Below are 12926 nucleotides of genomic sequence, written 5' to 3' on the forward strand. Positions count from 1 at the left end.
TCACTTGGCGCACACAGTCTTGTCAGCGGTCGTCTTCGGCGCGTCGACCTTCGCCGTACCACCGCTGATGGGCGTCCCCGCGCCCTTGAAGTCCTTGCCGAGGATCAGGACGATCGCGGGCAGCCCCTGATCGTTCTTCTCGCTCTGCCCCTCCTTCAGCGCGGAGCCGGGCAGCCCCATGATGTCGGCGAGGCGGCGGGCCTGGTCGGCCTGGTCGGGCGAGTACTCCAGGGTCGTCTTCGCCTGCTCGGGCTTGTTGCCCATCTGGCTGGACTTGGCGACACCCTCGCTGACCTGCAGCCACGTCAGGGTCGCCTGTGCGGCGCCGGTCTGACCGCTGCCGTTGTAGAGGTCGACGCGGACGTCACCGGCGGCGGACTTGGTGCCCTTGAGCTTGTCGTCGGCCGAGCTCTTCTTCTGCTTCTTCTGCGTCTGGGTGAGCGACGTGTCGTTCTTGATGGCGTCGAAGACCTGCGGCGCGGCCGACTCCTTCAGGACGACCGTGGCGTGCACCTTCTCCGCCGGGTTGTCGACGACCGGGGTGGTGACGAACGTGAGGTTCTTGGTCGGCACCTTCTTCAGCTCAAGGGCCACGTCCTTGAGCTTGGACAGACTGCCGATGCCCTTGTCGACGGTGAGCGCCTTGGTGGCGGCCTCGGCGAGGCTCGTCAGCTTCGTCGGGCTGGTCAGGGTGTCACCGGAACTCATCTTGCGCGCAAGCGAACTCAGGAACTGCTGCTGGACCTTGATGCGGTCGAGGTCGCCCTGGTTGCCGAAGCTGTGCCGGGTGCGCAGGAACGCCAGCGCGTCCTCGCCCTCCAGGTTGTGCGTGCCCGCGTCGAGCTTGAGGTGCGAGTCCTCGTCGTCGACGTCCTTGGCGAGACACACCTCGACGCCACCGACCGCGCTGGACAGGGTCTTGACCGCGTTGAAGTCCGCCATCATGAAGTGGTCGACGGTGATGCCGGTGACCGCCTTGATGGTCTTCATCGTGCAGCCGGCGTCCCGCCCGTCCTGCCCGAGGCTGGTGTTGAACCGGACGTTCGACGTGCCCGGGATCGTCTTCAGCTCACCGCTCTCGGGGTCCTTCACCTCGCACGGCGGCACGTCCACGATGAGGTCGCGCGGGATGCTCAGCGCGGTCGCGTTCGTACGGTCCTTGGAGACGTGCAGCAGCACATTGGTGTCGGCGTGCCCGACGCTGCCCTTGTCGCCGTAGCCCTCGTTGCCCTGACCGGTGCGCTTGTCGGTGCCGATGACGAGGATGTTGAACGCCTCGTCCTTGGAGAAGCCATTCTTCGCACCGACGACGTCCTGCGTGGTGATGTTGCCGTCGAGGTGGCGGTAGTAGAAGTACCCGCCCGCGGCCGCGGCGAGCACCACGAAAGCGAGGCTGCCGGACGACCACAGCAGCACCTTCTTCGCCGTGGACTTCTTCTTCGGCTTGGAACGCCGCCGGTTCGGCGCCGGGGGCGGCGCCTGCTGCTCACGCCGTCTGCTGCGCTGCGGCGGCACGTCCTTGGCGGCCGGTGTCTCCCGCCGCTCGCGCCGCCCCTGCGGCGGTGCGGTGCGGCGCGGGCCGGGCACCGTCGACTGCCCAGAGGAAGGAGTCAGTCGCAGTTCGTAATCACCGGTGCTGGGGTTGAGCACCCACTGGTCAGCGGGATCGATGTCGTCGGCCCGCCCACGGCCTTGCGCGTCCACGGTTGTCTGCATCCTCCGTCGGGGCCACGCGGCGCCTCGCCCCCCTCACCAGCAGGCGCCCGGTCAGTCATGAAAGGTGCGCGATCTGGCCAGGACAGCATGGCCGGGTGCACCGGATCGCTCACACTATCCGCCCAGTTCAGCGTGGAGCGACGGCGGTGACAAATTCCACTCCCCTACAACCGGTCATTCCGGCGCATTTCTTTGAACCTGTGTGCCGGCTGATGACTTGTGCTTTACCCCGGGACGGGTGTGGCGCCTCAGCCGCACGCGTTCTGGCGCGCGGTGTTCCCGCGGAAAGTGGGCGCGGGGGAGGGTGCGGCGGCGGCCGGATCGGGCTCGGGCCTGCCGTCGTCCCAGCCCCCGTATTCGTACGAGGAGTCGAACCCGTCACCTTCCTCGTACGCCTCCCCCTCGCCCTCGTACGTCTGCTCGCCCTCGCTCCGCTGATCGGCGGGCGTGTTCGTCGAGACGACGACGGGGGAGTCGGTGCGCAACTGGGTGAACAGCTGATCGGCGGCGGGCTGGACGAGCTCGTCGCGGTTGGCGTCGTAGACGTACGACTGCCGGGGCACGGTCAGGAACTGGATGCGCTCGGCCGGGATGCCGCGCATGCCGCGCACGAGGTCGTAGAGCCCGCGCAGGCTGGCGAGACCGGGGTCGGTGGTCAGGGACGAGGTGGCGGCATCGAGCACGGGATAGAGCTTCGTCGGATTGAGGAGCACCCCGTCGCTCTGCACTTTGGTGACGAGAGCGCCGAGGAAGCGCTGCTGCCGGTCCATGCGATCGGTGTCGCTGCCGTTGCCGAGGGTCTTGCGGACGCGGACGTACCCGAGGGCCTGCTCCCCGTCGAGGAGCTGCCGCCCGGCGGGCAGGGAGAGATGGGCGTCGCTGTCCCGGATGGGCCGGTCGAGACAGACCTCGACCCCGTCGACAGCGTCCACCATGTTCTTGAAGCCTTGGAAGTCGACGACCATGTGATGGTCGACCCGGACCCCGGTCATCTTCTCGACGGTACGGATGGTGCAGGCGGTGCCGCCGACCTCGAAGGCGTAGTTGAACATGGCGAACATGGGCTCGGTGCGCCCCCCGTCGACGCCGCGGCACCCCGGCACATCCACCATCAGGTCACGCGGGAAGGAGACGGCGGTGGCGCTCCTGCGATCCGCGGCGACGTGCAGAAGGATGGTCGTGTCGGACCGCTGAGTACCGTCGTTGCGCCCGTACGCGCCGTTCTTCCCGGCCCGCGAGTCGGAGCCGATGAGCAGCAGATTCTGCGCCCCTTCGACAAGGACGCTCGGCCGCTCCTTCTCGTAGCGGGCGAGTTCGGCGGCGGTGTCCGAGTCCTCGGTGATGTTCCCGTTGAGCTTCTCGTACGCCATCCAGCCCGTACCGCCCGCCACGAGGACGAGCAGGGCCGCGGTGATCGCCGAGTACCGCAGCCATCTCCTGCGCCGCCGGGCGCGTCCGGCGCCGGTCGGGGAGGAGCCGCCGCCCGGTCCGGACGGCGGGGGCGCGGCGGCGGAGTCGGTCACGTGGGTCCCCCTCGGGCGACGTAGAGAACGCGGGCACGTCTCTACGACCATGGACCCACCGGCGCCGCCGGACTCAGGGGAGCTGAGCCGAACGGACTACCGGCCCGCGCGTCGGCTCAGCGGGCGACGGCGGTGACCCGCTCGCTCTCGACGCGCTGGGCGAGGGCCTCGTCGTCGAGCCGGTCGAGGTTGCGGCAGAGGACGACGGATCCGCCGGTCGCCAGCGGGGAGAGGAGCCCGGCGCTCAGCCCTTCCCAGGTGTCGTACGGCAGCCCGGACAGCAGGCGCGAACCGGGGCCGGTGAGGCCGAGCCCGGCGGCGTCGGCGCTCGCCTTGGCGACGGCCTCGGCGCCGGTGTACTCGGCGCCGGCGACGACGAGCGCGGGCTCGTTCGGGTCGACGGGCGCGAAGGGCACGAACCGGTCCCCCTGTGACGGCACCTCCACCGCGTAGTCCACGAACCCGTCCGGCGTCTGCGGGAACCGCCCGCCGAGCGGCCGCAGCGCGAGGGCGATCCGCTCGCCGGAGCAGGCGCGGGCGGCGTCCAGGGTGTCGGGCCCGCTGACGACGACGTCGGCGCGGGCCGGGTCCCCGTGGACGTCGGCGACGACGCCCACGGACGAGCAGGCAAGCAGCCATACGGCGGTCTGCCAGTGCGCGGGCAGCAACAGGGCGACGCGGTCGCCGGGTTCGGCGTTCAGCTCGCCCTGCAGCAGGTTGGCGGTCTTGGCCACCCAGTTGGCGAGGGTCGCCACGGAGAGCTCCACGCGTTCGCCGGTGGCGTCGTCGTAGAAGGTGACGAGCGGCCGCCCCGGGTCGGCGCCGAGCGCGTCCTGCAGAAGCTGAGCGAAGGTCCGAGCGACGAGATTCACCGGGTCACCTTAGCGGTGCGGCTGGGGGTACCGGGTGAGGGGTGCCCCGGGGCAGTCACGGCACGGGTCCCCTCCGGGGGCGGGCGGGGCTGACAGCCGGACCTGCCTGAACGCTGCCCGGCGCTGGGGGGCGCCTTGCCCACCCTGCGATGAGGGCGGCGGGCCACTCGAGTTGGGCGGGCCCCTGCGCGGGCCTGCCCGACGCAACCCCGGCGCTGGGGGCCGCTTTGCCCACCCTGCGCGCCGAGGGTGGCGAGTTGCTTGAGTTGGGGCGGTCCTCGCGCGGGCCTATCCGGACGCTGCCCCGGCGCTGGGGTGCCGCCTTGCCCACCCTGCCGCCCCAGGCGGCAGATTGCCCAAGGCGGGGCGCACGGCGCCCGGGGTGGAAGGTGCCGGGGCGGCAGTTCACATAAGGCGGGGTGGGTGGCGGCCGGCGTGGGGAGTTGTGGGGAGTGGCGGGTTGCCCGGGGCGGGGTGGGTGGCGGCCGGGGTGGGGAGTTGTGGGGAGTGGCAGGTTGCCCGAGGTGGGGTGTGTGGCGGCCGGGGTGGGGAGTGGCGGGTTGCCCGGGGTGGGGCGTTTGACGGCCGGGTGGGGAGTGCCGGGGCGGCAGGGTGCTCAAGGCGGGGGCGGGGCCGCCGGGTTGCATCCGGCCACAGGACGGGGCACCGGGGTGCACTCGCGAGTCGGCCGGAGGGGACGCGTCGGGGTGCCCCCGCAGGACTCCGCCCGAATGCAGTCCAGGACGACTCGCCTATGGCGGACCGAGGGGGATGAGGCCTATCCGGCCGAGGAGGCACCCCGGCGCGGCCCCGCCCCCCAGACCCCCTGTCGGGTACGCCCCGCCCCCCAGACCCCCTGTCGGGTACGCCCCGCCCCCAGACCTCCTGTCGGGTACGCCCCGCCCCCAGACCCCCTGTCAGGTACGCCCACCCGTATGGCACACCCCAATGGCCCGATCGCCCCGGTATGGCCACGATCATGGGCATGCGTGGATTCCTTGCTTCCTCGATCGGCGTCACCTGCGCGGCCGCCCTGGCCCTCCCCGCGGCACTGCCCTCGCACGCCACGCCGACCCAGGACGCCCTCTCGGGCAGCACCCAGTCCCTGGCCCTCACCCCGCCGACCGCGACCCCCCGCGCCACCCCGCACCTGCCCCAACGCGAAGTCCGCCCGTTCTCCCTGGTCGGCGTCGTCTGGGACGACCCGAACGCCGAACTGCACGGCCGCGTACAGGTCCGTACCCGTACCACCGGCACAGGCACCTGGTCCGCATGGCAGACCCTGGAGACGCACACCGACGACGCCCCCGACCCGGAGGCCCCCGAACGCGCCGCAGGCCACACACACGGCTCGACCGCCCCGCTCTGGGTGGGCGACTCCGACGGCGTAGAGGTCAAAGCAGAGGGCGAGCCGTTCCCGAAGGGCCTCCGCCTGGACCTGGTGGACCCGGGCCCGGAACCGACGGAAGAACCGGAAGCGACGGACCCGACGGCCCCGGCGGACCCGACCGCAGCCACCCCCCAGCCCCAGCAGCCGACCCCGGACCCCGAAGGAACCCCGGCCCCCACCGGCGCCCCCGCCCCCGGCAAAGCAACCCAGCCCGGCACCTACAAGGCCCCCCGCCCCAGCATCGTCACCCGCAAAAGCTGGGGCGCGGACGAAAAGCTCCGCGAGAAGCAGCTCGGCTACACGAAGAAGGTGAAGGCGGCCTTCGTCCACCACAGCGCGACGGGCAACAACTACACCTGCTCACAGGCCCCTTCAGTCATCCGCAGTATCTACCGCTACCACGTGAAGAGCAGCGGCTGGCGCGACATCGGCTACAACTTCCTCATCGACAAGTGCGGCCGCATCTACGAGGGCAGGGCGGGCGGCGTCACGAAGCCGGTCATGGGCGCCCACACCCTCGGCTTCAACTCGAACAGCACGGGCATCGCGGTACTGGGCTCGTACAGCAGCACGAACCCGCCCGCCGCGGTGGCGACCGCTCTCGCCAAACTCACCGCGTGGAAGCTCGGCCTGTCGGGCGCGAATCCCGCGGGGACGACATATCTCAAGTCGGGCGGTGGCAATCTCTACGCCAAGGGAAAGAATGTGCGACTGCACGTGATCTCCGGCCACCGGGACGGCTACGCAACCGATTGCCCGGGGAGCCGTCTCTACAAGAAGCTCGGCACGATCCGCAGCAGCGCGGCCCGCCTCCAGGGCCGCTGACGCCGGCCGGCCGCGGCGCGACACGGTCTGCATACACTGGCCGGCCGAAAGACAGTTCGGCCGGCCCCAGCAGGAAGCAGAGACGACAGGTGACAGAAGCGATCCTCCTGGTCGGCGGCAAGGGCACGAGACTGCGCCCGCTCACGGTGAACACACCGAAGCCGATGGTCCCGGCGGCGGGTGTGCCGTTCCTCACGCACCAACTGGCGCGGGCGAAGGCGGCGGGCGTCGACCACATCGTCCTGGCCACGTCCTACTTGGCGGAGGTCTTCGAACCGTACTTCGGCGACGGCTCCCGTCTCGGCCTGGAGCTGGAGTACGTCACCGAGGTCGAACCCCTGGGCACGGGCGGCGCGATCCGCAACGTGGCCGGGCACCTGCGCTCGGCCCCCGACGACCCGGTCCTGATCTTCAACGGCGACATCCTGACGGGTCTGGACATCGCGGCGCTGGTGGGCGTGCACGAGTCGACCGGCGCGGACGTCTCCCTGCACCTGTCCCGGGTGGAGGACCCGAGGGCGTACGGCCTGGTCCCGACGGACGGGACGGGCCGGGTGACGGCGTTCCTGGAGAAGCCGCAGACGCCGGAAGAGATCGTGACGGACCAGATCAACGCGGGCGCGTACGTGTTCCGCCGCTCGGTGATCGACGAGATCCCGACGGGCCGCCCGGTGTCGGTGGAGCGCGAGACGTTCCCGGGCCTCCTCGCGGCCGGCGCCCACCTCCAGGGCATGGTCGACTCGACGTACTGGCTGGACCTGGGCACCCCGGCCGCGTTCGTGCGCGGCTCGGCGGACCTGGTCCTGGGCCGCGCCCCGTCCCCGGCGGTACCGGGCCGCTGCGGCGACAGCCTGGTCCTGCCGACGGCGACGGTCGCGCCGGACGCGAAGCTGACGGGCGGCACGGTCGTCGGCGAGGGCGCGCGGATCGCCGAGGGCGCGCGGGTCTCCGGCTCGGCGGTCCTGGACGGAGCGGTGATCGAACCGGGAGCGGTGATCACGGACTCCCTGATCGGCAGGAACGCCCGCATCGGCGCCCGCACGATCGTGACCGGCGCGGTCATCGGCGACGGCGCGCACGTAGGCGCGGACAACGAACTCCAGACAGGCGTCCGCATCTGGTGCGAGGCCAACCTCCCCCCGGCCTCAGTCCGCTTCTCCTCGGACCAGTAGGACACCCCGGGGCTTCAGCCTTCAGCCCGGGGCCGGAAGCCCGGCCCGTCCGCGCGAGAGGTCAGGGCCGTGTGACGGACCCCCGCCCCCGATCGGACCCGGAGTGGCCGGAAACCCCCTACCCTCGTAGGGCTACACCCGCCCCACCCGAGGACCCCCGTGGCAGGCCGCCGATACACCCCGCGTACGCAGCCCCCGCCGACCCGCACCACAGTGCGGGCCGGCGACTTCCCCGTACCCGCACCCGCGAAGGCACCCGAGACGGCACCCGCACCCGCGCCGTCACCCGCACCCGTGACGGCCGCACCCGCACCCACCCGACCCCCCGCCCCGGCCACCCGCACCTACACCCCCCGCACCCCCCTCCACCTGGGCCTCACCCTGGGCCCGCTGCGCCGCGGCCCCGCCGACCCCACCTTCCGCACGACGCCGGACGGCGCGGTGTGGCGTTCGAGCCGCACCCCGCAGGGCCCCGGCACGCTGTGCCTGCGGCAGCGCGGCGGCACCGTGGAGGCGCAGGCGTGGGGCCCGGGGGCGCAATGGTTCCTGGGCGAACTCCCAACCCTCCTGGGCGAGTTGGACGACCCGAGCCCCTTCGAGCCGCGCCACCGCCTGGTCGCGGAGTCGGCCCGCCGCCGCGTGGGCCTGCGGCTGACCCGGACGGGTCTGATCCTGGAGAACCTGATCCCGTCGATCCTGGAGCAGAAGATCACGACGGACGAGGCGTACCGTGCCTGGCGTCTGCTGCTGCACCGGCACGGCGAACCGGCCCCGGGCCCGGCAGGGCAGGAGCTGCGGATGCGGGTCGTGCCCGACGCCCGTACGTGGACGCTGATCCCGTCGTGGGAGTGGCACAGGGCGGGCGTCGACAACAAGCGCGCGTCGACGATCATCCGCGCGGCGCGCGTGGCCCGCCGCCTGGAGGAGGCGGCGGCCATGGAACCCGTAGCGGCCCGCGCCCGCCTCGAACTGGTCCCGGGCATCGGCCCGTGGACCTCGGCCGAGACGATCCAGCGCACGAACGGCGCCCCCGACGAGGTGACGACGGGCGACCTGCACCTGCCGCACACCGTGGGCTACGCGCTCGCGGGCAACCGGGACGCGACGGACGAGGAGATGCTGGAGCTCCTGGCCCCGTACGCGGGCCAGCGCCACAGGGCGGCCCGCCTGATCCTCCTGTCAGGCGTGGCCCCACCCCGCAGACAACCGAAGATGCGCAGGGTCGACATCGCCCAGTGGTGACACCCCACCCGCCCCCGACCCACCGCACCTCGACCGAGACCGAACCCGCCCCACCGCGCCTCGCCCGAGACCACCCGCGACCTACCGCACCTCGCCCGAGACCGAGACCGAACCTGAACCGGGACCTGACCCGACCCGGGACCGACCCATCGCACGGGACCGACCCACCGCACCTCGACCGGGCCCGATCCCGACCGGTCCGATCCCGACCCGGGCAAGATCCCGACCCGGGCCCGATCCGAACCCGACCTACCGCACCTCGACAAACTCCGAAACAACCCGCTCCCCCCGCACCGGCGGAGCCACAGCCGCATGGCCCACCGCGACAGCCCCCATCGGATCCCACTCCGCGGGCAGCGCGAGCACGTCCCGTACGACATCGCGGCAGAACATGGTCGAGGACACCCACGCCGACCCGAGCCGCTCCCCGGCCAGCGCCACCAGGAAGTTCTGCACACCCGCCCCGGCGGCCACGACGAACATCTCGCGCTCGGCGGCGTCCCGCCGCGCGTCCCCGTACGTGTGCGACCCGTCCATGACGAGGCAGGGCACGACGAGATAGGGCGCGTTGCGCAGCACGTCCCCGCGCCGCACGCGCCGCGCGATGGATTCCTCGCTCTTCCCGTCGCGCCGCAGATCGGCGATCCACGCGTCCCGCATCGCGTCGAGCAGCCGTACCCGCGACTCCCCCGATTCGAGGAGCACGAACCGCCACGGCGTCGTGTGGTGCGGCGCGGGCGCGGTGACGGCGGCGGCGACGGCGCGCCGCACGGCCCCGGGGTCGACGGGCTCGTCGGTGAAGGCGCGCACGGTGCGCCGCTGGGTGACGGCCTCCCGTACCGCCTCGGAGGTCCCGAGCCGGAACATGTCGTCACGCGCGACGCGCACCAGCTCCCGCGCGGAGGAACCGGCCTCCGACCCCACGACCCCACTGAGCCCGCGCACGACAGCGACCGGCAGCCCCCCGGCCTTGCCCTTCACGAGATCCCCGGCGGCGGCCAGCTCATCGGCCACGGCCACCACGGTCGCGCTCAGCGGATTCCCGTACGCGTCGACCCCGCCCCGCAAGTCGTCGAGCACCCGCACACCCGCGGCCCCGATGGCGACATCGGTCAGCCCGTTCCGCCAGGGCCGCCCGAACGTGTCGGTGACGACGACACCGACCTCGACGCCGAGCGCGTCCCGCACACCGTCACGGATCGCGGCGGCGGAGGCGTCCGGGTCCTCGGGGAGCAGGAGCACGGTCCCGGCCGGAGTGTTGGACGCGTCGACGCCCGCCGCGGCCATGACCAGGCCCAGCTTGTTCTCGACGATCCGCAGCGGCCCGCGCCGGGCGACGACGCGGACGGTCTCGGCGTCTATCGCGGCCTCGCGGTCGTCGGCGCGGACGATCCGCCCCTCCGCCTTGCTGACGATCTTCGAGGTGACGAGCAGCACGTCCCCGTCGGCGAGCGAGGGCTCGGCGGCGACGATCAGCTTGGCGAGATCGTCGCCCTCCTTGACCTCGGGAATGCCGGCGACGGCCCAGGCACGGAAGGACGGCGGCTCGACCGTGGAGGAGCTCACGCGACCCGCACCTCCTCCGCGAGCCGCAGCGCCTCGCGCGCCATCTCCGCCGCGGCCGTCCCCTCCTCCGGGTCCGTCATGAGGAGCGGCACGGCCCGGCACCGGATCCCGGCGGCCTCGACGCGCTCCACGGCCCCGGCGTCCACGGTGTCGACGAGCCATCCGTCGAGCAGCCCGGACCCGTAGTGCTCGGCGACGGCGGCGGCGCTGGACTCCACGCCGACCGCGGCGAGCACCTTGTCGGCCATGCCGCGCACGGGCGCGTCCCCGATGATCGGCGAGAGGCCGACGACGGGCACGCCCGCCTCGGCGATGGCCTCCCGGATGCCGGGCACGGCGAGGATCGTCCCGACGCTGACGACGGGGTTGGACGGCGGGAAGAGGATGACGTCGGCCTCGGCGATGGCCTCGAGGACGCCGGGCGCGGGCTTCGCGTGCTCGGCGCCGACGGGCACGACGGCCTGCGCGTCGACGGAGGCCCGCAGCTTCACCCAGTACTCCTGGAAGTGCACGGCCTTGCGCTCCCCGTCGATGTCGACGGCGACGTGGGTCTCGACCCGGTCGTCGGACATGGGGATGAGCCGCACCCCGGGCTTCCACCGCTCGCACAGCGCCTCGGTGACCGCGCTGAGCGGATACCCGGCGGCCAGCATCTGCGTGCGGACGATGTGGGTGGCGAAGTCCCGGTCGCCGAGGCCGAACCACTCGGGCCCGACCCCGTACGCCGCGAGCTCCTCCTTGACGTGGAAGGTCTCGTCGGTCCGCCCCCAGCCCTGTTCCTCGTTGATACCGCCGCCGAGGGTGTACATGACCGTGTCGAGGTCCGGACAGACCTTCAGGCCGAAGAGGTGGATGTCGTCCCCGGTGTTGCCGATGACCGTGATGACCGCGTCGTCCGGAGCCGCCTGCTTCAGACCGCGAAGGAACCGGGCACCACCGATGCCGCCTGCCAGAACCACAATGCGCATGGCCCCAGCATCGCAGGCAGCTACGACAACGTGGCGGCGGGTGCCGGACCGCGGGTGTCAGACGGCGGCGTGCCGGGCCGATGTCCCGGTGGTGCACGTGGGGGAGTGCAGCGGCATCTCGGTCAGGCCCGGGTAGTAGACGTGCAGGCTGACGGCCGGTTCGAGCGAGTCGTTGACGACCTCGTGCGCGTACCCCGGCGCGAAGACGCGCTGCGCGCCGGGGGTGAGCCTCCGGCTCGCGCCGTTCTCCGTACGCTCCGTCAGTTCGCCTTCGAGCAGGGTCAGTACGCCGGACGAGGGCCCGTGGTCGTGCATCCCGCTGCCCTGCCCCGGCACCCAGGACAGCAGCCACACCTCGTAACCGGGCCCGGTGCGCAGCCGGTGGTACCAGCGGCTCGTGGCGTCGTACTCGACGAGGTGGGCCCATTGGGCGCGGTCGGCGGCGACGGCGCGCGCGAGCCCGACGAACTCGGCCACGGTCTCGGGGTGTTCACGGGCGGGCCGCAGCAGGTGCGGTACTTCGAGGATGTCGCCGGCGATCTGGAGGTCGCTGTCGCTGTTCATCGGTGTGGGGTTCCTCGGAGGGAGAGTGCGGGGTGCCCCGGGCGAGGGGCGCGAAGCCTTGCGCGAGAAGCCGTACGCGAAGAGGGAGAGCTGCCTGAACAGGCGGTGGAGCGCGGTGCGGGGGCGGCGGTCGGAGCTCAGTGGCTCAACGACTCAACAGCTGGAACAGCAACAGTGCGCGCGGGCAACGGAGACGGACCCGGCGATGCGGGTCGTCGTCATCAGTGCCAAGTTCGCGAGCATGCCCACCAGCACACCGGTTCATACCTGCGCTGTCAACTCAATGTCCGGATAGTGAGAAATGTTTCACCTCATCCGGTATCCCGGAAAGGCGAAAGGTTTGTGCACCCGGTTGACCGGACATGTGGCGCAGCAGCCCGGCACGCAAACGCCGTTGCGATCTCGTGATCCGAATGTGATCCGGTTCGCTTCTGCGGGCGTGCCGGAACGAGATCAAACTTCGCGGCGTCCTCCCATGTAGTGGTTTGCACGGGGTAGGGCATCCATGTGGGCCCCCCGGGGGTCCCGCGTGGGGCGCTGGAGAGTGTTCCGGTTTTTGCCGATTTGAACACTTTCCGCATAGCCTTGGTTCCGCAGAGTGAATAAGGGGCCCAATAGCAGATCGCGGCTTGACTGCCCCGGATCGGCACACTTGTAATTTCACTCGTGTCGTTCAGCCGGATTCGGTAACGGCAACATCACGGGGACGCACGGACGGACGAGGGGCGCACTATGACCGAGTCGTTTCAGGATCTGCTGGTCGAGGACGCGGAAGAAGAACTCGGCTGGCAGGAGCGCGCGCTGTGCGCCCAGACCGACCCCGAGTCCTTCTTCCCGGAGAAGGGCGGCTCCACCAGAGAGGCCAAGAAGGTCTGCCTCGCGTGCGAGGTCCGCTCCGAATGCCTCGAGTACGCACTCGCCAACGATGAGCGGTTCGGCATCTGGGGCGGCCTGTCGGAGCGCGAGCGCAGGCGCCTGAAGAAGGCCGCTGTCTGAACCTGCGCTGCATGTGTGGCTCGAATATGGCTCGAACCGTTGTCTGATCCAGCGTCAGGCCCGCTTCCCGCGCGGTACGTAATGTGCCGTAC

At 71.6% G+C, this 12926-nt stretch carries 10 protein-coding genes; 4 read left to right on the forward strand and 6 right to left on the reverse strand.

Features of this window, described 5'->3' with window-relative positions; genetic code table 11:
• From N5I75_RS17905 to N5I75_RS17915, 3 genes are all read right to left on the reverse strand, one after another.
• On the reverse strand, positions 1 to 1704 hold the full coding sequence (locus tag N5I75_RS17905; RefSeq protein ID WP_476678706.1) for an LCP family protein: 1704 nt from the start codon (positions 1702 to 1704) through the stop codon (positions 1 to 3).
• 260 nt (positions 1705 to 1964) lie between these two features.
• On the reverse strand, positions 1965 to 3239 hold the full coding sequence (locus N5I75_RS17910; RefSeq protein ID WP_476678708.1) for an LCP family protein: 1275 nt from the start codon (positions 3237 to 3239) through the stop codon (positions 1965 to 1967).
• 116 nt (positions 3240 to 3355) lie between these two features.
• Positions 3356 to 4111: a TIGR03089 family protein gene (locus N5I75_RS17915; protein ID WP_476678710.1), complete on the reverse strand. Its 756-nt coding sequence runs from the start codon at positions 4109 to 4111 to the stop codon at positions 3356 to 3358.
• 985 nt (positions 4112 to 5096) lie between these two features.
• On the opposite strand from N5I75_RS17915, the gene N5I75_RS17920 reads away from it, so the two are divergent.
• The 3 genes from N5I75_RS17920 (at position 5097) to N5I75_RS17930 (ending at position 8740) form a co-directional block, all read left to right on the forward strand.
• Positions 5097 to 6326, forward strand: a complete 1230-nt coding sequence (locus tag N5I75_RS17920) for a peptidoglycan recognition protein family protein (protein WP_476678712.1) — start codon at positions 5097 to 5099, stop codon at positions 6324 to 6326.
• Between the two features lie 89 nt (positions 6327 to 6415).
• The gene (gene manB, locus N5I75_RS17925) at positions 6416 to 7498 is read left to right on the forward strand and encodes a mannose-1-phosphate guanylyltransferase (RefSeq protein ID WP_476678714.1); all 1083 of its coding nucleotides are present in this window, start codon (positions 6416 to 6418) and stop codon (positions 7496 to 7498) included.
• Between the two features lie 159 nt (positions 7499 to 7657).
• On the forward strand, positions 7658 to 8740 hold the full coding sequence (locus N5I75_RS17930; RefSeq protein WP_476678716.1) for a DNA-3-methyladenine glycosylase family protein: 1083 nt from the start codon (positions 7658 to 7660) through the stop codon (positions 8738 to 8740).
• A gap of 249 nt (positions 8741 to 8989) precedes the next feature.
• Here the strand turns inward: N5I75_RS17930 and N5I75_RS17935 are convergent, their stop codons facing one another.
• From N5I75_RS17935 to N5I75_RS17945, 3 genes are read right to left on the reverse strand one after another with little or no spacing between them, the layout of a single operon-like run.
• Positions 8990 to 10306 carry a coenzyme F420-0:L-glutamate ligase gene (locus N5I75_RS17935; RefSeq protein WP_476678718.1) on the reverse strand — a complete coding sequence of 439 codons (1317 nt, stop codon included), beginning with the start codon at positions 10304 to 10306 and terminating at the stop codon, positions 8990 to 8992.
• Entirely contained in the window at positions 10303 to 11274 is a 972-nt protein-coding gene (cofD, locus tag N5I75_RS17940; RefSeq protein WP_476678720.1) for a 2-phospho-L-lactate transferase, read from the reverse strand. The genes N5I75_RS17935 and cofD overlap by 4 nt, the downstream gene beginning before the upstream one ends.
• 57 nt (positions 11275 to 11331) lie before the next feature.
• Complete coding sequence (locus N5I75_RS17945) at positions 11332 to 11838, reverse strand: cysteine dioxygenase (protein WP_476678722.1); 507 nt, start codon at positions 11836 to 11838, stop codon at positions 11332 to 11334.
• 732 nt (positions 11839 to 12570) lie between these two features.
• Between N5I75_RS17945 and N5I75_RS17950 the strand changes: the two genes are divergently transcribed.
• Complete coding sequence (locus tag N5I75_RS17950; RefSeq protein WP_127831770.1) at positions 12571 to 12834, forward strand: WhiB family transcriptional regulator; 264 nt, start codon at positions 12571 to 12573, stop codon at positions 12832 to 12834.
• The last annotated feature ends 92 nt before the right edge of the window (positions 12835 to 12926 follow it).

It is taken from the genome of Streptomyces sp. R818 (genome assembly GCF_056172735.1).

Excerpts from the sequence above, each read along its gene's own strand:
- N5I75_RS17920 (WP_476678712.1), top strand. The coding sequence starts at position 5,097 with ATGCGTGGATTCCTTGCTTCCTCGATCGGCGTCACCTGCGCGGCCGCC.
- N5I75_RS17945 (WP_476678722.1), bottom strand. The coding sequence starts at position 11,838 with ATGAACAGCGACAGCGACCTCCAGATCGCCGGCGACATCCTCGAAGTA.
- N5I75_RS17950 (WP_127831770.1), top strand. The coding sequence starts at position 12,571 with ATGACCGAGTCGTTTCAGGATCTGCTGGTCGAGGACGCGGAAGAAGAA.
- cofD (WP_476678720.1), bottom strand. The coding sequence starts at position 11,274 with ATGCGCATTGTGGTTCTGGCAGGCGGCATCGGTGGTGCCCGGTTCCTT.